At 68.1% G+C, this 23,651-nt stretch carries 16 protein-coding genes; 8 read left to right on the forward strand and 8 right to left on the reverse strand.

Translation table 11 applies throughout. The features are described from left to right. The first annotated feature begins 89 nt into the window (after window positions 1-89). Window positions 90-1,871 carry a M3 family oligoendopeptidase gene (locus tag DVR07_RS09155; RefSeq protein ID WP_115796594.1) on the forward strand — a complete coding sequence of 594 codons (1,782 nt, stop codon included), beginning with the start codon at window positions 90-92 and terminating at the stop codon, window positions 1,869-1,871. A gap of 260 nt (window positions 1,872-2,131) precedes the next feature. On the opposite strand, the gene DVR07_RS09160 is transcribed toward DVR07_RS09155, so the two are convergent. Next, window positions 2,132-2,581 (reverse strand): UPF0179 family protein, encoded by a 450-nt coding sequence (locus DVR07_RS09160; RefSeq protein WP_115796595.1) that lies wholly within the window; start codon window positions 2,579-2,581, stop codon window positions 2,132-2,134. Window positions 2,582-2,817: 236 nt separating this feature from the next. Next, window positions 2,818-3,234, reverse strand: coding sequence for a DUF5820 family protein (locus DVR07_RS09165; protein WP_115796597.1), 417 nt, complete (start codon window positions 3,232-3,234; stop codon window positions 2,818-2,820). A gap of 584 nt (window positions 3,235-3,818) precedes the next feature. Here DVR07_RS09165 and DVR07_RS09170 point away from each other — a divergent pair. Genes DVR07_RS09170 through DVR07_RS09185 form a run of 4 tightly spaced genes read left to right on the forward strand, consistent with a single transcriptional unit; the run spans window position 3,819 to window position 11,635 of the window. Further along, the gene (locus tag DVR07_RS09170; RefSeq protein ID WP_115796600.1) at window positions 3,819-5,882 is read left to right on the forward strand and encodes a PrkA family serine protein kinase; all 2,064 of its coding nucleotides are present in this window, start codon (window positions 3,819-3,821) and stop codon (window positions 5,880-5,882) included. Window positions 5,883-5,884: 2 nt separating this feature from the next. Then, window positions 5,885-8,251, forward strand: coding sequence for a PrkA family serine protein kinase (locus tag DVR07_RS09175; RefSeq protein WP_115796602.1), 2,367 nt, complete (start codon window positions 5,885-5,887; stop codon window positions 8,249-8,251). Between the two features lie 43 nt (window positions 8,252-8,294). After that, the gene (locus DVR07_RS09180; RefSeq protein WP_115796604.1) at window positions 8,295-9,605 is read left to right on the forward strand and encodes a YeaH/YhbH family protein; all 1,311 of its coding nucleotides are present in this window, start codon (window positions 8,295-8,297) and stop codon (window positions 9,603-9,605) included. Continuing rightward, a complete protein-coding gene (locus DVR07_RS09185; protein WP_115796606.1) occupies window positions 9,602-11,635 on the forward strand; it encodes a SpoVR family protein in 2,034 nt (677 codons plus the stop codon). The genes DVR07_RS09180 and DVR07_RS09185 overlap by 4 nt, the downstream gene beginning before the upstream one ends. Before the next feature lie 75 nt (window positions 11,636-11,710). Here DVR07_RS09185 and DVR07_RS09190 read toward each other — a convergent pair whose 3' ends face one another. The 4 genes from DVR07_RS09190 to DVR07_RS09205 form a co-directional block, all read right to left on the reverse strand. Then, entirely contained in the window at window positions 11,711-12,283 is a 573-nt protein-coding gene (locus DVR07_RS09190) for a hypothetical protein (protein ID WP_115796608.1), read from the reverse strand. A 101-nt stretch (window positions 12,284-12,384) separates the two neighbouring features. Further along, a complete protein-coding gene (locus DVR07_RS09195) occupies window positions 12,385-12,651 on the reverse strand; it encodes a hypothetical protein (protein WP_115796610.1) in 267 nt (88 codons plus the stop codon). A gap of 167 nt (window positions 12,652-12,818) precedes the next feature. Further along, window positions 12,819-14,021, reverse strand: coding sequence for an amidohydrolase (locus tag DVR07_RS09200; protein WP_115796613.1), 1,203 nt, complete (start codon window positions 14,019-14,021; stop codon window positions 12,819-12,821). Window positions 14,022-14,137: 116 nt separating this feature from the next. Continuing rightward, complete coding sequence (locus DVR07_RS09205) at window positions 14,138-16,162, reverse strand: serine hydrolase domain-containing protein (protein ID WP_115796615.1); 2,025 nt, start codon at window positions 16,160-16,162, stop codon at window positions 14,138-14,140. A 224-nt stretch (window positions 16,163-16,386) separates the two neighbouring features. Between DVR07_RS09205 and DVR07_RS09210 the strand changes: the two genes are divergently transcribed. Together DVR07_RS09210 and DVR07_RS09215 are read left to right on the forward strand one after the other, a co-directional pair. After that, complete coding sequence (locus DVR07_RS09210; protein WP_115796617.1) at window positions 16,387-17,760, forward strand: NAD(P)/FAD-dependent oxidoreductase; 1,374 nt, start codon at window positions 16,387-16,389, stop codon at window positions 17,758-17,760. Between the two features lie 93 nt (window positions 17,761-17,853). Next, window positions 17,854-18,282, forward strand: a complete 429-nt coding sequence (locus DVR07_RS09215; protein ID WP_115796618.1) for a GtrA family protein — start codon at window positions 17,854-17,856, stop codon at window positions 18,280-18,282. Between the two features lie 161 nt (window positions 18,283-18,443). On the opposite strand, the gene DVR07_RS09220 is transcribed toward DVR07_RS09215, so the two are convergent. Further along, window positions 18,444-20,060 carry a S8 family serine peptidase gene (locus tag DVR07_RS09220; protein ID WP_115796621.1) on the reverse strand — a complete coding sequence of 539 codons (1,617 nt, stop codon included), beginning with the start codon at window positions 20,058-20,060 and terminating at the stop codon, window positions 18,444-18,446. Window positions 20,061-20,312: 252 nt separating this feature from the next. After that, the gene (locus DVR07_RS09225; protein ID WP_115796623.1) at window positions 20,313-21,464 is read right to left on the reverse strand and encodes an acyl-CoA dehydrogenase family protein; all 1,152 of its coding nucleotides are present in this window, start codon (window positions 21,462-21,464) and stop codon (window positions 20,313-20,315) included. 115 nt (window positions 21,465-21,579) lie between these two features. Between DVR07_RS09225 and DVR07_RS09230 the strand changes: the two genes are divergently transcribed. Continuing rightward, window positions 21,580-23,556: a 3-hydroxyacyl-CoA dehydrogenase/enoyl-CoA hydratase family protein gene (locus DVR07_RS09230; protein ID WP_115796625.1), complete on the forward strand. Its 1,977-nt coding sequence runs from the start codon at window positions 21,580-21,582 to the stop codon at window positions 23,554-23,556. The last annotated feature ends 95 nt before the right edge of the window (window positions 23,557-23,651 follow it).

The following is a 23,651-nucleotide window of genomic DNA, read 5'->3' on the forward strand; positions in this document are numbered from 1 at the left end:
CCCCGGCCAGCCGCTCGCATCGGTAGCCGAACGCCACCCCAGCGGCTGCCAGTCACGCCGCACCGGCAGCCGCCCCACGAACCGCAGCCATGAGTCCACCAGCCAGAGACGACGTCGACCCCGAGCACCGATTCGACCTGACGCGCATCTTCGAGACGCCCGACGACTGGGACGACGCCGCGGCCGCGCTCCGCGAGGAGCTGCGCGCGCTCGACTCCCGGGCCGAGAAGTCGGTCGAGACCGCCGCCGACCTCCGGGCGCTGCTCGAACGCACCGAGGACTGCTACCGCCGGCGACAGCGCCTCGACCTGTACGCAACGCTCTACGCGGACGTCGACACCGAGTCCGACGCGGCCGCCGACCGGCAGCGGCGGCTCCGCGACCTCGACGCCGATTTCGAGCCCACGATTGCGGCCGTCCTTCGCCGTCTCCGCGAGACCGACGACGACCGCCTCGACGCGCTCGCGGCGGACCTCGACGACTACCGTCGATACGCCGACCACCTCCGCGACCGGGCGAGTCGAGTCCGCTCGCCCGACGCCGAGGACGCGGTCGCGGCCCACGCCGAGGTCCGGTCCGCGCCGACCCGAGTGATCCGGGCGGTCACGACCGAGGACTTCGACCCGCCGAGCGTCGAGCGGCCCGACGGCGAGACGGTCGCGCTCCGGTACGGCAACTACCGGGACGAACTGTCGCACCCCGACCGCGACTACCGCCGCCGGGTGTACGAGGCCTACCGAAGCGAACTGGACCGCTTCGAGCACACCCTCGCGCGGGCCTACGCAGAGAAGTTCGCGGCCGCCGCCACCGAGGTCGACGTCCGGGGGTACGACTCGATCCGGGACCGCGACTTCCGTGGGACCTATCCGGAGAACGGCCTCGAGCCCTCGCTGCCGGGAGAAGCCCACGACGCGATGCTCGACGCGGTGCGGGCGAATTTGGACCCGTTCCACCGCGCCCAGGAGCTGCGCCGGGAGCGACTCGGCGTCGACACCCTCCGGCCCTGGGACCTCGAGGTGTCGGTCGCGAACGCTCCGACCCCGGAGCTTTCCTACGAGGAGGCGAAGGCGCACATTCTCGACGCCCTCGAACCACTCGGGGAGGAGTACGTCGCCCGCGTCCGGTCGTTCTTCGACGAGCGCCGGATCGACGTCTTCCCCACCGGGAGCAAGCGGACCGACATCCCGGCGTACTGTCCGTCGTCGGCCGCCGACGGCGCGTTCGTGCTGGCGAACTACCGCGGGGACGTCCGCACCGCCTCCTTCGTCTGCCACGAACTCGGCCACGCGCTCAACGTCGCGTACCACCGCGAGGGGCCGACCCGGCGCGCGACCTGTCCGAACGCCGTCTGCGAGGTTCCGTCCATCCTCCACGAGATTCTGCTGGTCGAGCACTGGCTGGAAGAGGGCGGCGCGCTCGCGGACCACGCCGCCAACCGCCTGCTGGAGTGCCTCGGCGGGAACCTCTACGGGTCGACGATGGGCTCGGCGTTCGACCACCACCTCGCCACGGCCCTCGAGGACGGGCGGGACCTCTCGGCCGAGCGAATCCGAGGCGCCTACGCCGACCTGCTCGGCGAGTTCCGGCCGGGAGTGGAGTACGGCGACCGCGGGAGCCGGGACTGGCTCGGCAGGGGGCTCCGCCGGCCGTACAGCAGCTTCCAGTACGTCCTCGGCGCAACGGGGGCGCTGGTCGTCCGCGATCGGTTACGCGAGGGGAGTCTGACCCCCGGCGAGTACCGCGACTTCCTCCGGACCACCGGTCGGCGCGGCCCGCTGGAGCAACTGGAGCGACTGGGCGTCGACGCGACGAGTCCGGACCCCTACGAGCGCGCAGCCGAGGCGTTCGCGGGGTATCTGGACGAGGTCTGACCCCCACGGCGAGAATCACTACCGAATATACCACTCCGGCGCGCGCTGGCGCGGCCCGCCAGTGGCCGCGCCGACGTGCGCGAGGGACGAGCATCGCAGACCGGAACGGAGTGGAGGCCGAGTAGCGCAGGAGGCTGGGGAGGTGTGTGGTCCTCGCGGTGCTGTGCGGTTGCGGTAACACAGGTGACGGCAGTAGCTAGCTTTACTCAACACGCAATCTTGCCGAGTGCTGACGGAGAAAAACAGGAGTTAGGCGTTTCTCACTCCTCCTCCGGAGCGAACTCGACCAGCGTCAGATCTCGGTCGAGCATGCAGTAGTCGTGCGGCGGATCGCCGAGTATCTCGGTGATCTGGCGGTCCTCGTCGAAGTCGGCGCCCGCGGGCTCGCAGTACTCGTGGCTCGGGCATTCAGTGTGGGGGCACGGGCCCGCGAGGCTGGCCTTGCTGCCGGCGTAGGCGTTCTTCGCGGGGACGTTGGCCTTCACGCCGACCGGGTCGACCTCGACCGCCGTGACGCCGGTGTCGTGGACGGCGCAGTCGAGGGTCTGGGCGCCCTCGCGCACGTCTTCGATTCGGTAGCGCACTCCCTCCGAGAGGTTCAGACACTGGTCCCGATACGGGCATCCTTCGCAGGCCGACGACTCACCGCGGTAGACGAACTCCTGTCCGGGCTCGGCGAGGCGGGTTCCGATGAGGGTGATGGACGACATGGCGCGGGCTACGCGGGCCGCCCGGTTAAGGCTCTCGTCATCCGGGTCGGGTGCTTTTCCGCTACTCTCATGACGAAGGCGGGATAAAACGAGTGAACTGAGGCCGTTTCGTCCTCGAAAGCCCGCGACCGGGCGGCCCCTTTCAGTCCCACCCGCCGTTGGTCTGGATCACCGAACGTCCGCGGCGGTGGTTCCGTCGGTCGGATTCCTCTGTTCCCGATCATTTCCGGCTTCCGCTACTCGCCGGTCACCTCGTCGAGCTCGTCGAGGTACTCCTCGCGGGGGACCTGATACGCGTCCCGGTAGTCGAGTTCGCCCCGAGCGAACTCGGCCGCCAGTTCGTCGGCGCCCTCCACCGCGGCCTCGCGAGTGTCGTACGTGCGCGCGGGAACCAGTTCGACCTCGGGTTCGAGGAAGAACTCGACGCGCCAGACCTCGGTCGTCCCGTACTCGGCCTCCGCGGCCGGGCGGTTCGGCGCGCCCGGGGCGACGTACAGCGTGGGCATGCACGCCGCCGGGAACCGGTCGCCGTCGAACACGTCCGGGCGGTAGGCGAGGATGCGCCGGCCGTCGGGGTCGTCGTTCCAGACGGTCCAGCCGGCGGGCGGGTCGGCGTCGGTCGCCTCGCGCTCACTCGGGTCGGCGTCGCTCATGCCGGTCGGTTCGGTCCTGCCTCGTAAGGCCTTGCCGGTCGTGGACTCGTCCGGTGGTCGACCGGGTGGCTCGAATCCGGCCGGACTCACTTAAAAGAGGGATGGACGCGGTACCGTCGCTGGCGGGGTGACGCCCCTCTCCCGCGTCAGTCGTCGTCGTTCAATGGATTTAATTTATCCTAAGTCAATTCTGAGCCAAGCCAACAGTTATATATCGCTTCATCCCATCCATTAAATAGTATCGGTGGTAGCGACCCACGCGGTACACGGTAACACCTACCAGAACCCTTTCACGTCCGCCCGAGTCCGTCGCCCTCCGACGTGAACGCCGCCGTGAACAGGGTGTGGGGATGGCACGCACATGGACGGCCAGAACGCGAGCGTCCCGCGCACGAGCGGGACCGAAGGACTCCAAAGGGATACGTGGCGCCGACAGCGCCGCGTCTCCGACGAGTTCTCGGGTGGCAGCTGGCCGTCAACGATATGTGCACGTACGACTACCACATACTCCGTCCGCGAACCGCAACACCACCGGTCAGCCGCTCGCGCTCTCGCCCGCCTCTCCCAACGATACGCGTGATACGATGACAGAAACACTGGAAGAACTCAGCCAGCGATACCAGGAATCGATGCCCGAAGACCTCCGGGAGACCAAGTCGTTCGACTGGTACCTCGACGCCGTCTACGACGACCCCAAGATCGCCCGGAACGCCCACCAGCGGGTGGCCGACATGTTCGACTACTACGGCACCGAGTACGACGAGGACGCCGGCGTCGTCGAGTACCTGCTCGCCTCGGAGGACCCCCTTCACGACGGCGAGAACACCTTCTACGGCCACGAGATCCACCGGGCGATCCACGAGTTCGTGAACAAGGTCAAGTCCGGCGCCCGCGGGCTGGGGCCCGAGAAGCGCATCAAGCTCCTCCTCGGCCCGGTGGGGTCGGGCAAGTCCGACTTCGACCGGCAGGTCCGGACCTACTTCGAGGACTACACCCTCAGCGAGGAGGGCCGGATGTACACTTACAAGTGGACCAACCTCTGCGACGTCATCCACGACCAGGACCCCGCCGACGACACGGTCCGGTCGCCGATGAACCAGGACCCCCTCGTGTTGCTCCCGGTCGAACAGCGCCAGCGGGTCATCGACGACCTGAACGAGAACCTCGACGCGCCCTACACCATCCAGAACGAGCAGTCGCTCGACCCCGCATCGGCGTTCTACATGGACGAGCTGCTGGCGTACTACGACGACGACATCCAGCAGGTCCTCGAGAACCACGTCGAGGTCGTCCGGCTCACCGCCGACGAGAACAAGCGCCAGGCCGTCGAGACGTTCGAGCCCAAGGACAAGAAGAACCAGGACGAGACAGAGCTCACCGGCGACGTCAACTACAGCAAGATCGCCATCTACGGCGAGTCCGACCCGCGCGCGTTCGACTACTCGGGGGCGTTCTGCAACGCCAACCGCGGCATCTTCTCGGGCGAGGAGCTGCTGAAGCTCCAGCGGGAGTTCCTCTACGACTTCCTCCACGCGACCCAGGAGCAGACCATCAAGCCCAAGAACAACCCCCGGATCGACATCGACCAGGTCATCGTCGGCCGGACGAACATGCCCGAGTACCGGGACAAGAAGGGCGACGAGAAGATGGAGGCGTTCAACGACCGGACCAAGCGGATCGACTTCCCGTACGTCCTCGAGTACGACGAGGAGTCCCAGATCTACCGGAAGATGCTGTTCAACGCCGACGTGCCCGACGTCCACATCGAGCCCCACACGCTCGAGATGGCGGGCCTGTTCGGCGTGTTGACCCGCATCGAGGAGCCCGACTCCGAGACGGTCGACCTGATGCAGAAGGTCAAGGCCTACAACGGCGAGATCAAGGACGGCGAGGACGTCGACGTCAAGAAGCTCCGCGAGGAGGGCGAGGAGAGCGCCGACATCGGCGAGGGGATGGAGGGCGTCTCGGCCCGGTTCATCGGCGACGAGATCGCCGAGGCCATCATGAACTCCACCCACCGCGACCGCGGGTTCCTCTCCCCGCTGTCGGTGTTCAACCACTTCGAGGAGAACCTCGAGAACCACGGCTCCATCCCGGAGGAGAACTTCGAGACGTACTACCGCTACCTCGAGATGGTCCGCGAGGAGTACAAGGACCGCGCCATCGAGGACGTCCGCCACGCGCTGGCCTACGACATCGAGGAGATCCAGCGCCAGGGCGAGAAGTACATGGACCACGTGATGGCGTACATCGACGACGACACCGTCGAGGACGAGCTCACCGGCCGCGAGCAGGAGCCCGACGAGAGCTTCCTCCGGGCGGTCGAGGAGAAGCTCGACATCCCGCGGGACCGAAAGGACGACTTCCGCCAGGAGGTCAGCAACTGGGTCTCGCGGCGCGCCCGCGAGGGTTCGCCGTTCGACCCCCAGGACAACGACCGGCTGCGCCGCGCACTCGAGCGCAAGCTCTGGGAGGACAAGAAGCACAACATCAACTTCAGCGCGCTGGTGTCGTCCAACGAGATGGACGACGACGAGCAGAACGCGTGGGTCGAAGCGCTCATCGACCAGGGGTACTCCCGGGAGGGCGCCAAGGAGGTGCTGGAGTTCGCCGGCGCCGAGGTCGCCCGCGCGGAGATGGAGGACTGACCGTGGCGACCGGCCACGACGACCGTCCGCGACGCGACGACGCGTCCCGCGAGGAGCCGTCGGGCCGCGAGGACGCCCCCGACGGCGAGGCGTTCGTCGAGGCGGCCGACCGCGAGCTCCGGGAGACCTACGAGGAGCCAAAGAGCCTGCCGGAGTTCGTCGAGGAGGCGTTCGAGAACCCGACCGTCGCGGCCCACGCCAGCAAGTACCTGCTCGAGGCCATCGAGTCGATGGGCACCCGGACCGTCATCGAGGAGGGCGAGGAGAAGGAGCGGTACACCTTCTTCGACGACCCCGCCAACGACGGCGAGCACGCGATCCTGGGCAACACGGAGGTGCTCAACGCGTTCGTCGACGACCTCCGATCCATCGCGGCCGAGCGGGGGAAGGCCGAGAAGATAATCTGGTTCGACGGCCCGACCGCGACCGGCAAGTCCGAGCTCAAGCGGTGCCTGGTCAACGGCCTCCGGGAGTTCTCGAAGACCCCGGAGGGCCGCCGGTACACCGTCGAGTGGAACATCGCCAGCGCCAGCCGGGCCCGGAGTTTGAGCTACGGCGAGGAGCGGGCGGCCGCCGACGAGGAGAACTGGTTCCCGAGTCCGGTCCAGGCCAACCCGCTGACGGTGTTCCCCGAGGCGGTCCGCGAGGACATCCTGGCCCGCATCAACGAGGGCGTCGACGACCACATCGACCTCACGGTCGACAGCTCGCTCGACCCCTTCAGCCGGGAGGCGTACGACTACCTCGAGGAGCAGTACCGCCGGACCGGCGAGGACGACCTGTTCAGCGCCATCACCGACCCGAACCACCTCCGGGTCAAGAACTACGTGGTCGACATCGGCCAGGGCATCGGCGTGCTCCACTCGGAGGACTCCGGACCGCCCAAGGAGCGGCTCGTCGGGTCGTGGATGCGCGGGATGCTCCAGGAGCTGGACTCGCGGGGCCGGAAGAACCCCCAGGCGTTCAGCTACGACGGGGTGCTCTCGCAGGGCAACGGCCTGCTGACGGTCGTGGAGGACGCGGCCCAGCACGCCGACCTGCTCCAGAAGCTGCTCAACGTGCCCGACGAGAAGACGGTGAAGCTCGACAAGGGCATCCAGATGGACATCGACACCCAGCTGCTCATCATCTCGAACCCCGACCTCGAGGCGCAGCTGAACCAGCACGCCGACGCCGGGGGCGCCGACCCCCTGAAAGCGCTCAAGCGCCGGCTCGACCGGCGGCGGTTCAAGTACCTCACCAACATGAGCCTGGAGGCCGAGCTCATTCGGCGGGAGCTGACCAACGAGACCGACGTCTGGAAGGCCGACAGCTACGACGAGCTCGAGAACCTCATCCGCGAGCCCCTGTCGGTCCAGGTCCGCAAGGACGACTCCGGGGCCGGCGTGGGCCAGCGCGAGCTCGCGCCCCACGCCGTCGAGGCCGCGGCGCTCTACAGCGTCGTGACCCGGCTCGACGGCGAGGACGTGCCCGCGGGCCTCGACCTCGTCGACAAGGCGAAGCTGTTCGACCGGGGCTACCTGCTCGACGGCGACGACCGCCTCGACAAGGAGGACTTCGACTTCGACGACGACGCCGACGACGGCGACCAGGGGGTTCCGGTGACCTACACCCGGGACGTCATCGCGGACCTGCTCAACGACGAGAGCGACCGCGCCCACGCCGACTACCCGGTCGAGGAGGTCATCATGCCCCGCGACATCCTGAACGCGATGGCCGAGGAGCTGACCGCCGCGCCGGTGTTCTCGACCGCCGAGCGCACCGAGTACGAGAACCGGCTGGTGCCGGTCAAGAACCACATCTTCCAGCGCCAGGAGGCGGACGTACTCGACGCGATGATGCGCGACAAGCGCGTCGACGAGGAGACCGTCGAGGAGTACATCGAGCACGTCTACGCCTGGGCGACCGACGAGGAGGTCGAGAACGACCGGGGCGAGCGGGTCGAGCCCGACGCGCTCAAGATGAAGGTGTTCGAGACCGAGCACCTCGGCCGGTTCTCGCCCGAGAGCTACGGCGCCGACCACGGCCCGTCGCCCGCGGTCGAGGAGTTCCGGCGCAACAAGGTCATCACCGCGCTCAACCGCCACGCGTGGGAGAACCGCGACGAGGACTTCTCGGTGTCGGACATCGACCCGAAGGAGATCCCCATCATCAAGACGGTGCTCGCGAACTACGACTGGGACGACGTCCGGCGGGTGTACGAGGACTTCGACCCCAACCAGTGGGCCGACCCGCCCGGCAACACCGAGACGGCGTCGGTCAAAGACGAGACCATCGCGAACATGGTCGAGATGTTCGGCTACACCGAGGCGTCGGCCGAACTGACCAGCCAGCACGTCATGAGCCAGGTGAGCTACAAATGGGACTGAACAGCACCGACCGGCGGCCGGAGCGAACCGAGGTGAGCCGACGATGGGACTGAGGGAGGACCTCGAGCGGTACCGCGAGGTCGGCGAGGACAAGCGCGAGGACCTCGCGGACTTCATCCAGTACGGCGACCTTGGCCAGAGCCTGCCCGACGAAATCAACATCCCCATCAAGATCGTCGACCTGCCGGAGTTCGCCTACGACCAGCGCGACCAGGGCGGCATCGGCCAGGGCGACCCCGACGTGGGCGACCCCGTCGGCGAACCACAGCCCCAGCCCGGCGACGAGGGCGAGGAGGGCGACCCCGGCGACGAGTCGGGCGAGCACGACTACTACGAGATGGACCCCGAGGAGTTCGCCGAGGAGCTCGACGACGAACTCGGGCTCGACCTCGAGCCGAAGGGCAAGGAGGTCGTCGAGGAGAAGGAGGGCGACTTCACCGACATGACCCGCACGGGCCCCGACTCGACGCTCGACTTCGAGCGGATGTTCAAGGAGGGGCTCAAGCGGAAGCTGGCGATGGACTTCGACCCCGACTTCCTCGAGGAGGTGTTGAAGATCGACGGGTGGGGTCCCGACCGGACGTTCTCGTGGGCCCGCGACAACAGCATCAACGTCTCGAAGCACTGGCTGGAGGAGGCCTACGACCAGATCCCGGCGGGCGAGAAGACCAAGTGGGACTCCATCGAGGAGGTCGAGGAGAACGTCACCCACCGGACCACGGCCCAGAAGATAAAGCAGGAGGGCGTGCGCCACGTCCCCTTCCGGAAGGAGGACGAGCGCTACCGCTACCCCGAGATTATCGAGGAGCGCGAGAAGAACGTCGTCGTGGTCAACATCCGGGACGTCTCCGGGTCGATGCGCGAGAAGAAGCGCGAACTGGTCGAGCGGACGTTCACGCCGCTGGACTGGTACCTGACCGGGAAGTACGACAACGCCGAGTTCGTCTACATCGCCCACGACGCCGAGGCCTGGGAGGTCGAGCGCGACGAGTTCTTCGGCATCCGGTCGGGCGGCGGGACCAAGATCTCGTCGGCGTACGAGCTGGCGGCCGCGGTGCTCGACGAGCGCTACCCGTGGACCGACTGGAACCGCTACGTGTTCGCGGCCGGCGACAGCGAGAACTCCCGGAACGACACCAGCGAGAACGTCATCCCGTTGATGGAGGAGATCCCCGCGAACCTCCACGCCTACGTGGAGACCCAGCCTGACGGGAAGGCCATCAACGCGACCCACGCCGAGGAGGTCGAGGAGTACTTCGGCGAGTCGGACGAGGTGGCGGTCAGCTTCGTCAACAGCCCCGAGGACGTGACCGACGCCATCTACGAGATACTGAGCACGGAGGCCGAATCATGAGAGAGCGACCTCGAACCAAGAAGGCGGCGGAACCGCTGCAGGAGCCGGCCGAGGAGGCCCGGAACCTGGCCCACAAGCTCGGGCTCGACCCCTACGACGTGAACTACTGGGTGGTCGACTACGACGAGATGAACGAGCTCATCGCGTACAACGGGTTCCAGGAGCGGTACCCCCACTGGCGGTGGGGCATGCAGTACGACCGCCAGCAGAAGCAGGGCCAGTACACCGGCGGGAAGGCGTTCGAGATCGTCATCAACGACGACCCCTCCCACGCCTTCCTCCAGGAGTCCAACGACGTGGCCGACCAGAAGGCGGTCATCACCCACGTCGAGGCCCACGCCGACTTCTTCGCGAAGAACCGGTGGTACCGGATGTTCGCCGACGAGCTCGACGCCGCGGCCCTGCTCGAGCGCCACGCCGACCGCATCTCGGAGTACATGTCCGACCCCGATATCGACCGCGAGTCGGTCGAGCAGTGGATCGACAGCGTGCTCTGCCTGGAGGACAACATCGACCAGCACGAGCCGTTCAAGCGCCAGTTCGAGCGCGAGGGCGACGAGGACGACGGCGAGGTCGACGACGAACTCGACCAGAAGCTCGAGGAGATGGACCTCAGCGACGAGGTCAAGCGCCAGGTGTTCGACGAGGAGTGGCTCGACGAGCAGGCCGAGGCCGCCGAGCTCGACGAGCCCGAGATGGACGTGCTGGCGTTCCTCCGGGACCACGGCAAGGCCTACGACGAGGAGTCGGGCAAGGCCGAGGAGATGACCGAGTGGCAGAAGGAGATCCTGGAGATGCTCCGGGCCGAGTCGTACTACTTCGCGGCCCAGAAGCTGACGAAGGTGATGAACGAGGGGTGGGCGGCCTACTGGGAGTCGATGATGATGGGCGAGGAGGTGTTCGCCGGCGACGACGAGTTCCTGCTGTACGCCGACCACCAGGCCCGGGTGCTCAACTCGCCGGGGCTCAACCCCTACCAGCTCGGCAAGGAGCTGTGGGAGTACATCGAGAACACCGAGAACCGCCGCGAGGTCGCCCGCAAGCTCCTGCGGGTCGACGGCGTGACGTGGCGGAACTTCCACGACACGGTCGACTTCGACGAGGTCCAGGAGCTGCTCGCGCCCGACCCGCGCATCGACTCGGTCGACCCCGACGAACTCGACGAACTCGACGACCTCGTCCCCGAGAAGGTCGACGGCGAGGCGCTGGACGCCGCCAAAGCGGGCGTCTCCGCGAGCGACGCGAGCGGAGGCTCGTCGGACGAGTCCGACGGCGACATCGACGTCGAGCGGTACCCCTGGAAGGTGCTGAGCTACGCGGGACTGGCCGAGCGACACTTCTCGCTGTGCAAGCGCCAGAACCGCGGGTTCCTCCGGTCGGTCTCCCAGCAGGACCTCGAGCAGTACGCCCGCTACATCGTCGACGACGCGCGCTACGACACGGTCGAGGAGGCGCTGGCCGACGTCGACTACACCACCGGCTGGGACAAGATGCGGGAGGTCCGGGCGTCGAACAACGACGTGACGTTCCTCGACAGCTACCTGACCCAGGAGTTCGTCACCGACAACCAGTACTTCACCTACGAGTTCAGCCAGACCACGGGCGACTACCGGGTCGCCAGCACCGACTACGAGGACGTCAAGAAGAAGCTGATGCTCCAGTTCACCAACTTCGGCAAGCCCACCATCGCGGTGTACGACGGCAACTACAACAACCGCAACGAGCTACTGTTGGGTCACCACTACAACGGCGTGATGCTGGACATCGAGCAGGCCAAGCGGACCCTCGAGCGCGTGTTCGACCTCTGGGGCCGGCCGGTCAACCTCAAGACCATCGTGAAGGAGGTCGACGACCGCGACGCCGAGATCGCCCGGCGGCGCGACCGCGAGCCCGACCCCGAAGAGGTCGGCAAGCTCCTGCGCTACGACGGCGAGCAGTTCACGATGGAGGACTTGGACTGGAGCGAGGTCGAGGACATCGCGGCCACCGAGGTCGACTACGACACCAAGCCCGACGACTGGTTGGCGTAGCCGAACCGACCCGTCTCGGGGCCGAGCGGTACCGTCCCTCTATTTTCCGGAGTGCGAGTGTAGAAACCGCGACGCTCACTCCGCGTCCCGGGTGAAGTTCCGGAGCAGGCGGTCGCCGAACGCCAGCACCAGCACTGCGCCGAGCATGTTGAAGCAGAGGTCGAGCAGCGTGTCCTTCCTGCTGTACGAGACCAGTAGCGGGTCGATGCCGACGCGCTCGCTGGCCGCGTGGATGCCGTACTCCAGGAGTTCCCAGACAACGCCGACGACGACGACCGCTGCGAGGACCCGCGGTCGGGGGTCGCGGCCGCGGCGCCGGGCGGCAGCGTGGACGACCCCGGCGAACAGGGTCGCCGAGAGGGTGTGGGTGACGTGGTCCCACCACCAGGTGTCGTCGTACGGGCCGAGCATCCCGATCGCGTGGGCCAGCATCGCGACGCTCGCGTAGACGCGCTGCCACGGCCGGAACTCCACGTTCCAGACGCGCTCGACCGCGTTCGGGACGAAGGTGGCCGCGAACGAGAACGCGGCGTTCACCACGGCGCCCGGGTTCCGGCGGCGGAACCCCTCGACGAACACCGCGACGATACCGTACCTGAGACCGCGTTCGAGCGCCCGCGCCGCCGCGGTCCGCCTGCTTCGACTCATGCGTGTCAGTGGAGCGTAAGCGTCGGAACTATGAAATAGGTTCGTTTGGAGGACGAGGTGCGTCGCGAGCGTGCGGACCCGTCGAGCTTCGTCGTAGGCGTCTACTGCTCGCCGGCCAGTTGAATCCCGCGCGAGATGACGTACATCAGAACGATGCCGCATCCGACCGCCAGAACGAACTGGGCGGCGAGCGTGAATATCGCTCCGAGGGCCGAGTTGCCGACGAAGACGAAAACGAACGCGAACGGGACGAGCGCGATGGCGACGAACACTCCGATGAGACGAGCCAGAGGGATCGCCTCCAGAAGCACCTGTCTTCTATCTATCGTACCGGTTTCCCGATCGACGAACGGAGGGGACGGCGACATTCACTTCGCTGTGCTCGTCGCTCGACATATGAGTTTTCTGATTGTCGTACCGGAAACCGGTCCGGACGGAACGAACGCGGACGCCACTGACGCCAGAGAGCAGCGCGATACCACTCGAAGCAGTTTCCGCGTTTTCGGCTGCGCTCCGCGACGGACCTGCCTCTACGCTACCACGCGTACTCCTCCCGCGGGTCGACGTCGTCGCGCTCGCTGTCGTAGACGCGCTCGCCCTCCACGAACACCTGCCGGGCGTCCGAGTCGAGTTCGAACATCGGGCCGTCCCAGACCGCGAGGTCGGCGTCCGTCCCCTCCTCGAGCGTCCCGACGCGGTCCTCGATGCCCAGAATCTCGGCCGGGTTGCGCGTGACGGTCCGGAGCGCGACGTCCTTCGGCAGGCCCTCGCGGACCGCGAGGCCGACGCAGACGTCGAGGTGCTCCTGCGGGAGGACGGGCGCGTCGGTCTGGATGGCGACCTTGACGCCGGCCTCGTGGAGGATGCCCGGCGTCTCGAAGGTGATGTTGCGGAGTTCGTACTTGCTGGCCGACGAGATGGTCGGCCCGACCACGGCGGGTACGTCGCGCTCGACGAACTCCTCGGCGAGAACGTGGCCCTCCGTCGCGTGCTCGATGGACAGGTCGTCGATGCCGAACTCGTCGGCGATGCGGAACACCGTGGCGATGTCGTCGGCGCGGTGGGCGTGGACCCGCAGGGGCAGGTCGCCCTCCACGACGCGGGCGAGGTTCTCCATCCCGAGGTCGCGCTCGAAGGGCTCGTCGTCCTCGCGGGCCTTCGCGCGGCGCTCGACGTAGTCCTCGGCGTCCATCAGCGCCTGGCGGAGCGTGGCCGCGACGCCCGGTCGGGTCGCGGGCTGGCGGTCCTTCCCCTCGCCGTGGAACCGCTTGGGGTTCTCGCCGAAGGCGGCCTTCATGCCGTCCTCCCGGACGAGCATCCGGTCGGCGACGTCGCCGTAGGTCTTCATCGAGCAGATGATTCCACCGACCACGTTCGCGCTGCCCATCCGCGCCGAGACGGTCGTGACCCCGCCCTGGAACGCGTGCTTGAGCTCGTCGTCGCGGGGGTGGAACCCGTCGAGCGCGTTGACGTGCGGGGTCACCGGGTCCGAGACCTCGTTGACGTCGCCGTCCTCTGGTTCGCCCCACTCGGCCATCCCTGCGTGGCTGTGGGCGTCGATCAGGCCGGGCGTGACGCGATCCCCGCCGGCGTCGAACACCTCGGCGTCGTCGGGCACCGCCACCTCGTCGGCCGGCCCGACGGCGGCGATCTCACCGTCCTCGACCAGCACCGCGCCGTCCTCGATGGTCCCGCGCTCCGTCACCGTGTGAACGGTTCCGTTGACGATGGCTCGCATACCACCACGGTGCGACAGAGCGGGCATGAGTATTTCGGTTCGAAATATTCCGGCGCCGGTCGTAGCGACCCGGCAGGCTGCCGGTGGGTCTCCCCGAGAGCGGAACGTCCGGGGGTTCAGAACCAGTAGCTCAGCATGTTCCAGTACGAGAACTGCCAGAGCAGCGCCACCAGCGCGAGCGCCACCAGCGTGTAGTGGAGGCGGCCGAACAGCCCCCAGTACCGGTCGGTCCACGCGAGGACCGCGAAGGCGACGACGCCGAGCGCGGTGACCGCGAACACCAGCGGCACCGTGAGCAGCGATCCCAGGCTCCCCGGCCGGAAGACGATGCTGTTCGGGTCGGTCGCGAGGAGCGCGACGAAGCCGACCAGGAACCCGACCGCGTGCAGTCCCGCGAGGCCGGCGAGCCACCGGGCCGCCCGCGGGCGGTCGCTCCCGGTCCCGCGACCGTTCGCGGAGACTGCTGTCCCCTCACTCGCAACGCGCCTCCTGCGGCGCCACCGGCGCACGCGCCGCCAGAGCGCGGCGGCCGGCCAGCCCGCCAGCCCGGAGAGGACGACGAGCAGCGCGCCCGCGAGCAGGCCGGCCTGAACCATCGTCGTCTCCCACGGCGCGATGCGCTCGAAGCTCTGGGGCGCGGCGCCGTCGAAGAAGACGTACGTCGCTCGGCCGTCCTCGACCCGGAACGCCATCCGGCCCTCGCCGCCGACCTCCTCGAAGACCGTCGGCGCGGTCCGGACCCACCGGCTGGTCCCCTGACCGGGTAGCGAGGCCACCAGCGTCCCGTCGTCGGCCGCCCGGACCCGGAAGTCGCCGTTGACCGCGGCGATCTTGGTGAAGTCGGTGTACGACATCCGGGTGGTGCGGTACGCCCCGGTGAACGCCGAGAGCGGCGGGTCGGCGATGTCGCTGCCACCATCTGCGGCTACCGGCGACGCGGCCGGCTCCGAGTCGGTCGGGAAGAACCGGTCGACGAACGAGCCGATGAACTCCTCGCGGGCCGCCGCGCCGCCGACGCTGTTGTAGGAGACGAACACGCCGAGGTCCCGCTCGGGGAACAGCCAGAGTCCGGAGTGGAACAGCTCGGTGTCGCCGCCGTGGCCGATGATGCGGACGCCGTTCCGGTCCTGCTCGTAGAAGCCGAACGCCATCCCGTCGACCGCGGGATGGTTGGTGAAGTGCTGGCGGTGCATCCGCTCGGTGGCCGCCGCCGAGAGGACGCGCGAGTCGCGGTACCGGCCGTCCTGGAGGTGCGCGACCATGAAGTTCGCCATGTCGGTCGACGTGGCGCTCATCGACCCCGCGGGCGGCACGCCGACGGTCTCGAACTCGCCGCGGACGAACCGACCGCGCTCGTAGCGGTAGCCCGCCGAGAGCCTGCCCGGCATCGAGGCCGGCACCGGCTGGCGGAAGGTGCTCTGGGTCATGTCCAGCGGTTCGTAGAGGTTGCGCTCGACGTAGCTGTCGAACGAGGTGTCGGCCCGCCGCGCGACGATGTGGCCGGCGAGGGCCGCGCCGTAGTTGGAGTAGGAGGTGACGACGCCCGGCGGCCGGACCCGGGCGGGCACGTTCCGCAGGGTCTCACCGAGCGGTCGGACGTCCGCGGGCGACTCGACGAAGACGCCCTCGTACTGGTCCTCGAAGCCCGCGGTGTGGGTCGCGAGGTGTTCGAGCGTGACGGGCTCGCCGTACTTCCGGGGGATCTGAACCTCGCCGAGGTAGCGGTTCACGCTCGCGTTCGGGTCGAGTCGACCGCGCTGGACCTGCTGCATCGCGGCGGTCCAGGCGAACAGCTTCGACACCGACCCGATGCGGAACATGGTGCGGTTCGCGACGACCGGCGTCGCGTTCCGGCGGTCGGCGTAGCCGTACCCCTCGGCGAACAGCAGTTCGCCGTCCTTGACCACCGAGACGGTCGCGCCCGAGACGTGGTGCTCGTCCATGTCCTCGGCCATCGCGGCGTCGACGAACGCCTCGACCTCGGCGGCGGAGTCGACGCCGCGGGCCCCGCCGTCCCGGGTCGATTGGTTCGAGGAGGGAACCGCCGCTCCCGACGACGCGACGGCCACCGCGGGACCGATCTGGCCGACCAGGAGGAACAGCACCGCGAGGACCGGCAGAAGTTGTTGTCCGCGTTTCATGAAGGCCGGTACGAGCACCTCGTACTTCAAAACTCGTGGGGGTACGACACCTCGGAGCACACGATCCGGGACGCGGTTCGGTCCGACGCGGCCGGGGCCGTCCGGATCCGGCGTCCCGCTCCGAGTCCGCGCCCGGAACCGCCCGCGGCGGCCGAAAATCGAACCCCCAGTGTCGCGGAATCGGAAGGTCAATTCTTTAATACCCGGCGCGGAACCGTAGGGGTATGAAGCGAGTCGACGTTGCGATCGTCGGCGGCGGGCCCGCGGGCAGTTCTGCCGCGCGGGCGGCCGCCGAGCAGGGGGCCGACGCGCTCCTCGTCGAGAAGGGCGTCCCGCGGGCCGACCGCGAGGAGCTGGGCCCGGACTCGACCGACGCCGCCGGGATGCTCGACTACTGGGTCGACATCATGGACGTGTCCTTCGAGGAGATTCCCGACCACGTCGTCCTCCGGAAGCTCGACCGGACCGAGTTCTACGGCCCGACCGAGACCGCGACCATGTCGGCCACCGGCATCGAGTCGTCGTACGACGAGGGGTTCGGGTTCACCTTCGACCGCACCCGGATGGACGACTGGCTCCGCGACCGGGCCGAGCGGGCCGGCGCCGAGTACCGCGTCGGCGTCGGCGTCACCGACGTCGAGACCGACCTCACCGGGACGCCGACCCACACGCTCCACCTGTCGGACGGCGAGGACGTCGAGGCCGAGTACCTCGTGCTCGCCGACGGCCCCCAGCGCCAGGTCACGATGCGCGTGCTCGACCGGTTCGCACCCGATGGCAAGGCCATCTCGGAGATCATGGCGCCGAACACCGCCAACCACATCGCCTACCAGGAGTACCGGGAGTTCCCCGAGGAGCTGTTCGACCCGGACGCGCTCAAGTTCTGGTGGGGCGTGATGCCCGGCGAGACCGCCTACCCCTGGATATTCCCGAACGACGGCACGGTCGCCCGGGTCGGCCTCACGATGCCCATCGGGATGAACCTCGAGGACGTCGAGAACCCCGAGTCCTACGACCTCCTCCGGCCCGACGACGACGCGCTGCCCCGGCCCGCCGAGTACATCGAGCGCCTGCTGGAGCGGCAGTACGGCGACGAGTACGACCTCGCGGACTTCCCGCTGGTCACCGACCGCGGCAAGAGCGAGGGCACCGAGACCTACCCGATCTCCTCGACCCGGCCCATCGAGTCGCCGACCGCGGCCAACGTCGCGGTCGCGGGCGGCGCGATGGGCACCACCTCTGCGTTCCACGAGGGCGGCTACCACGTCGCGGCCCGGACCGGCCAGATCGCCGGCGAACTCGCGGGCGAGGGTCGGCTCGACTCGTACAACGACCGGTGGAAGGACGCCATCGGCGAGGAGATCGTCCGGAACGTCACCTTCGCCGACATCGTCGCCGACTACGGGCCCGACGACTGGGACCGGACGTTCGCGATGGCCAGCGACATCCTCGCCGACGAGGGCGAGGGCCGCCTGCTGAAGTACCGGCTCTCGTCGGGGCTCCGGGGCGCGAAGCTGGTCACCAGGTACAAGATGGCCAAGCGCAAGTACCGCAACGGCAAGTACGTCCAGTTCGCCGAGTCGGAGTACGAGGTCTGACGGCCACGCGACATTCCCTCCGGTGTCGGTTATCGTACAGGTAAAACTCGAAACCAGAACGCACTACACGCTCGAAGCCCTCCTGTCCCAGTCGTGGGCGACTCCGGATACCGCAGCGTGACGAAGCACCCGACGTTCGTCCGCCTCTATCGGTTCGTCATCGTCGGGACGAGCGCCGCCGGCGTCCAGACGGTAGTCCTCTGGTTGCTCGTGGAGTTCGCCGGCCTCAACTACCTGGTTGCGGCCACGCTCGCCATCGAACTCACCATCATCCTCCAGTACGTTGTGAACAACGCCTGGACGTTCCAGCACTCCCGGTACACCACCCGGTACGACTTCCTGGTCGGGCTGGCCCGGACCAACGTCGTTCGGGGGTCGGCCATCCCGCTCCAGTTGGCGCTGCTCTGGGCGTTCGTCAACTGGGCGGGGCTGGTCTATCTGCTGGCCAACGGCTTCGCCATCTTCATCAGCGGGCTCTACCGGTACTACCTCGACTCCCGGTGGACGTGGCAGATCGCGTGACCGGCCGAGGACGCGCTGGACCGCCGACCGCCGACGGATATGACCACCGCCGACGGACCTGACGACCGCCGGCGTCGGCCCACCGCGACAGTTCGGCGTCGGTCGTCCCGGTTCTCTCCGCGGCCGACGCTCCGAGCTCCGTCCCCGCGAGGGTCGTCCCTTCAGTCACCTATCCCGTCCTTCCAGCTCTCCTTCTCGTCTTTCCAGTCGCTCTTCGCGTCCTTCCAGTCGTCCTCGTCGAAGTCGTCCCACCAGTCGTCCGCCTCGCGGGGCTCGACCTCCTCCTCGACCGCCTCCTCGAGGTCGAGGTGGCCCTCGCCGCTGTAGGTCGGCTGGTCGAGGTCCTCGGCGGTCGCGACGAGGTGGCGACGGACGTCGCCCGGCGTCGCGCGGGGATTCAGGCTCTTGACCAGCGCGGCGGCCGCCGAGACCTGCGGGGCGGCCATCGAGGTGCCGGCCTTCCACCCGTACGCCGGAATCATCGTGTCGTCGTCCTCGCCCCACTCGAAGGCGGTGCTCAGCACCATGTCGTACTGCCAGTCGGCGTCGGCGGGCGGGTCGGCGGCGTAGTTGCCGCCGGGCGCGCTGATGTCGACCGCCTCGCGTCCGTGGTTCGTGTACGTCGCGGGCGTCGTCGTCGGCTTCCGCAGGTCGTCGAGCGGGTCGTCGAAGTCCTCGAGCTCGCCGTCGTCGTCCCGTCGGCCCCACTCGGGGGTCTCCCCGCTCTCGCCTTCCGCCTCGTCTTCGTCATCCACCCCTCTCTCTTCGCCGTCGTTCTCGCCCCGCTCTTCGTCGTCCTCGTCGTCCCAGCGATAGCCGATGGGTCCGGTCGCGCTGACGCTCATGACGTTGTCCGCCTCGTTCGGCAGGCTGAGGACGTCGCCGTCGGCGTCGAGGTCGACGCCGTCGTTGCCCGCCGCCGCGACCATCAGCGTCCCCCGCTCGTTCGCGAACGCCGCCGCGCGCTCGATGGCGTCCCGGAGCGTCGCGGTGTCGGCGTCCTTCGGGAGCGGGTAGACCCCGAGGCTCATGTTGGCCACGTCCGAGCCGACGTCGGCGCTGTACACCATCGCCGCGATGATGTCGCCGAAGAACGCGAACGGTCCGGTGAACACGCGCAGCGCCACGAGGTCGGTCCCGGGCGCGGTGCCGAGAATCCCTTTCTCGTTCGAACCGTCTGCCGCGATGATGCCCGCGACGTGGGTGCCGTGGTCGTTGACGTAGGGCGTGAAGTCGCCGCCGTCGCCGGTGAAGTTCCGCGAGAGGTCGGCGTTGAGCGGCCCCTCGAGGTCCGGATGGTCGGCTATCGCCCCCGAGTCGATGACCGACACTCGCGTCCCCTCGCCCCGGGTCTCCTCGGCGGCCTCCAGCAGCTCCTGGGACTGCTTGTCCCACTGGAGCGCGAACCGGGACGGGAGCTTCGACTCGTCGTCCCAGTAATCGCGCCCGTCGAAGTCGTCCTCCTCGCCCTCGTCGTCGTCCCTGTCGTCGTCCTCGTCGCCGTACTCCCTGTCCACCTCGAACTTCATCTCGACGTCCTTCGAGTGGCGCAGGCCGCTGACCGAGTTCGGGTTGCCCTCGACGACGGCGACGTCGATCTGGCTCAGGTCGTGGACGACGGTCACGTCGTCGAGGTCTTCGGCGGCGGTGTCCTCGAGGTCGACGATGTACCGCTCCTCGGTCGACCTGGCCGAGACGGTCGCGGTCGGGAGCGCGAGGCCGGCGAGCGCGGCGCCCGACCCCTTCAGGAACGAGCGACGGTTGGTTTCATCCACCATAACGCGGCCATAAAACCCGCCCGGCTTAAATTTATTGTAGGGGAGGAGAGTTTATCATTTTGCTCGAATTTGGGAGACAGAAACGCGGCGGGAGTGCGACCAGGGCGGAGAGCCGGGCGCAGACATCGAGGGGACGTAACGAGCGCAGACGTCGACGGAGGACAAACGCACCCAGAGCGAGTACGTAGAAGCAGTGCGGACGGCAGAACGGCGAGAAGTACGGTCCGGGAGCCACCGCGACCGGTCGCGGCCCTAGAACCCCTTGCCCATCAGTTCGCGCGCGATGATGTTCTTCTGGATCTCGGTCGTGCCCTCGTAGATCTGGGTGATCTTGGCGTCGCGGTAGAACCGCTCGACCGGGAAGTCGTTGACGTAGCCCGCCCCGCCGTGGATCTGGACCGCCTCGTCTGCGACGTCGACGGCCACGCGGGAAGCGAACTCCTTGGCCATGCTGGCGAGCTTCGTGATGTCCTCGCCCTGGTCGACGCTCCAGGCGGCCTTGTACGTCAGGTTGCGCGCGGCCTCGGTCCGGGTGTGCATGTCCGCGAGCTTGTGCTGGATGGCCTGGAAGTCGCCGATGGGCCGGCCGAACTGCTCGCGCTCCTCGGCGTAGGAGAGCGCGGCCTCGCAGGCGCCCTTGGCGATGCCGACGCCCTGGGCGGCGACCGCGGTTCGGGTCTCGTCGAAGAACTGCATCTGCTGGAGGAAGCCCATGCCCTGGGTGCCGATGAGGTTGTCCTCGGGCACGCGCACGTCGTCGAGGATGAGCTCGGCCGTGTCGGAGGCCCGGATGCCGAGCTTGCCGGTGATCTTGTCGGCCTCGAAGCCGTCGCGGTCGGACTCGACGACGATCTGGCTGAAGCCGTTGTACCGGCCGTCGGCGTCGGGGTCGGTCTGGCAGAGCACGACGAAGTAGTCGCCGATCGAGCCGTTGGTGATCCACATCTTGTTTCCGTTTATTACCCATTCATCGCCGTCCTTCTCGGCCCGGGTCGAGACCGACGAGACGTCCGAGCCGGTGTCGGGTTCCGAGATGGCCGCGCCCATGATGGCGTCGCCGGCCGCGACCGGCGAGAGGAACCGCTCCTTCTGGTCGTCGGTGCCGAACTCCATGATGGCGTGGGCGCCGAACGACGCCGAGGTGACACAGAGGCCGATGCCGGGGTCGACCGAGAACAGTTCCTCGGTGATGATGGCCGACTCGAGGTTGTTGTAGCCCGCGCCGCCGTACTCCATCGGGATGATCGAGCCCAGCATCCCCATCTCGGCGGCCTTGTCCATGACCTCGTGGGGGTACTCCTCCTCGACGTCGTACTCCTGGGCGACCGGTTCGATCTCGTTCTCGGCGAATCGCCGCACTTCCTCGCGGATCTGCTTCTGTTCGTCGGAGAGTCCGAAGTCCATGTCTCCGAGTTGACCAGCCATCACTAAATCTCTTCGTAACCGTGAGTAAACTCGTCCGGAGTTTCTAACCTGCGATAGGGAAACGTTCAAACGCCCGGCAACCGACCCCACGAACATGGAGGTCGAAGATATCAACACCGTCGCGGTTCTCGGAGCGGGCAACATGGGCCACGGCATCGCCGAAGTCGCGGCCCTCGCCGGGTACGAGGTCGTCCTGCGCGACATCAAGGAGGAGTTCGTCCAGAACGGCTACGACCAGATCGAGTGGAGCCTCGGGAAGCTGGCCGAGAAGGACCAGCTCACCGACGAGGAGGCCGACGCGGCCCTCGACCGCGTGACGCCCGTCGTCGACTTCGAGGAGGCGGTCTCGGACGCAGACTTCGTCATCGAGGCCGTGCCCGAGAAGATGGACATCAAGAAGGACGTGTACGGCGAGCTCGAGGAGTACGCCCCCGACGAGGCGGTGTTCGCCACCAACACCTCCAGCCTCTCGATCACCGAGCTCTCGGAGGTCACCGAGCGCCCCGAGCGGTTCTGCGGGATGCACTTCTTCAACCCGCCGGTCCGGATGCAGCTCGTCGAGGTCATCTCGGGCGCCCACACCGACGACGAGGTGCTGGACCTGACCGAGGACCTCGCCGAGTCGATGGGCAAGACGCCCGTGCGAGTGCGCAAGGACAGCCCCGGATTCATCGTGAACCGCGTGCTCGTTCCCCTGATGAACGAGGCGGCCTGGATGGTCGAGTCGGGCGACTACACCATCGAGGAGGTCGACAGCGCGACCAAGTTCGACATGGGCCTGCCGATGGGGAGCTTCGAGCTCGCCGACCAGGTCGGCATCGACGTGGGCTACCACGTCCTCGAGTACATGCACGAGGTGCTGGGCGACGCCTACGAGCCGTGCCCGCTCCTCGCGGAGAAGGTCGAGGCCGAGAAGCTCGGCAAGAAGTCCGGCGAGGGCTTCTACGACTACGAGAACGGCGGCGCCGACATCCCGACCGACGCCGGGAGCGAGGACGCGGTCCGCCGGCTCCAGGCCGTGATGGCCAACGAGGTCGCCAAGCTGGTCGAGAACGACGTCTCGGACCCCGACGCCATCGACGAGGCCGTGATGCTGGGCGCGGGGTTCCCCGACGGCCCGGCGAAGCTGGCCGACGAGACCGGCCTCGCCGCGCTGGTCGACGCGCTCGACGACCTCCGCGAGGAGACCGGCGCCGAGCGCTACGAGGTCGCGGACTACCTCCGAGAGGCCGCCGAGGAGGGCGGCTTCTACGGCGGCGACGAGGAGGGCGAGGAGGGCGCGTACGACTACGACGCCATCCGGGTCGAGAAGCCCGGCGAGATGGTCGGCAAGGTCGTGCTCGACCGGCCCCACCGGATGAACACCGTCAGCGAGGAACTGCTGGACGAACTCGGCGACGCGGTCGACGCCCTGACCGAGGACGACGAGGTGCGCGCGCTGCTGGTCGTCGGCGAGGGCGACAAGGCGTTCTCGGCGGGCGCCGACGTCCAGAGCATGGCCGCCGGCGGGGGCGACCCCCTCGCGTCGGTCGAGCTCTCGAAGAAGGGCCAGGACACCTTCGGCAAGCTCGAGGCCTGCCCGATGCCCGTCGTGGCGGGCATCGACGGCTACTGCCTCGGCGGCGGGATGGAGATGGCGACCTGCGCGGACATGCGGATCGCCACCGACCGCTCGGAGTTCGGCCAGCCCGAGCACAACCTCGGCCTGCTCCCCGGCTGGGGCGGCACCCAGCGGCTGAAGCACGTCGTCGGCGAGGGCCGCGCCAAGGAGATCATCTTCACCGCCGACCGCTTCGAGGCCGACACCATGGCGGAGTACGACTTCGTCAACGAGGTCGTCTCGCCCGACGAGTTCGAGGACCGGGCGTTCGAGCTGGCGGCCGACCTCGCGGCCGGCCCGCCCATCGCCCAGAAGTTCACCAAGCGCGCGATGCTCGCGGGCCGCGACGACACCGACGCCGGCCTCGAGGTCGAGTCCCAGGCGTTCGGCCACCTCATGAACACCGACGACCTGATGGAGGGCGTCACGGCGTTCATGGGCGACGGTGAGCCGGACTTCCAAGGAAAGTGAGCGAAGCGAACGCCGCCGGACGTCCGGCGAACGTCGTCAGAGCTTGCTCTGACGGAAGCGAGCCGGAGTTCGAAGGGAAGTAACCGCACTACATC

The organism is Halorussus rarus (assembly GCF_003369835.1).
Taxonomy (GTDB): domain Archaea; phylum Halobacteriota; class Halobacteria; order Halobacteriales; family Haladaptataceae; genus Halorussus; species Halorussus rarus.

Bases quoted from the DNA above. Each gene is read 5' to 3' on its own strand.
- DVR07_RS09155 (WP_115796594.1), top strand. From the start codon at position 90: ATGAGTCCACCAGCCAGAGACGACGTCGACCCCGAGCACCGATTCGAC.
- DVR07_RS09160 (WP_115796595.1), bottom strand. From the start codon at position 2,581: ATGTCGTCCATCACCCTCATCGGAACCCGCCTCGCCGAGCCCGGACAG.
- DVR07_RS09165 (WP_115796597.1), bottom strand. From the start codon at position 3,234: ATGAGCGACGCCGACCCGAGTGAGCGCGAGGCGACCGACGCCGACCCG.
- DVR07_RS09170 (WP_115796600.1), top strand. From the start codon at position 3,819: ATGACAGAAACACTGGAAGAACTCAGCCAGCGATACCAGGAATCGATG.
- DVR07_RS09180 (WP_115796604.1), top strand. From the start codon at position 8,295: ATGGGACTGAGGGAGGACCTCGAGCGGTACCGCGAGGTCGGCGAGGAC.
- DVR07_RS09185 (WP_115796606.1), top strand. From the start codon at position 9,602: ATGAGAGAGCGACCTCGAACCAAGAAGGCGGCGGAACCGCTGCAGGAG.
- DVR07_RS09190 (WP_115796608.1), bottom strand. From the start codon at position 12,283: ATGAGTCGAAGCAGGCGGACCGCGGCGGCGCGGGCGCTCGAACGCGGT.
- DVR07_RS09195 (WP_115796610.1), bottom strand. From the start codon at position 12,651: ATGTCGCCGTCCCCTCCGTTCGTCGATCGGGAAACCGGTACGATAGAT.
- DVR07_RS09200 (WP_115796613.1), bottom strand. From the start codon at position 14,021: ATGCGAGCCATCGTCAACGGAACCGTTCACACGGTGACGGAGCGCGGG.
- DVR07_RS09205 (WP_115796615.1), bottom strand. From the start codon at position 16,162: ATGAAACGCGGACAACAACTTCTGCCGGTCCTCGCGGTGCTGTTCCTC.
- DVR07_RS09210 (WP_115796617.1), top strand. From the start codon at position 16,387: ATGAAGCGAGTCGACGTTGCGATCGTCGGCGGCGGGCCCGCGGGCAGT.
- DVR07_RS09220 (WP_115796621.1), bottom strand. From the start codon at position 20,060: ATGGTGGATGAAACCAACCGTCGCTCGTTCCTGAAGGGGTCGGGCGCC.
- DVR07_RS09225 (WP_115796623.1), bottom strand. From the start codon at position 21,464: ATGGACTTCGGACTCTCCGACGAACAGAAGCAGATCCGCGAGGAAGTG.
- DVR07_RS09230 (WP_115796625.1), top strand. From the start codon at position 21,580: ATGGAGGTCGAAGATATCAACACCGTCGCGGTTCTCGGAGCGGGCAAC.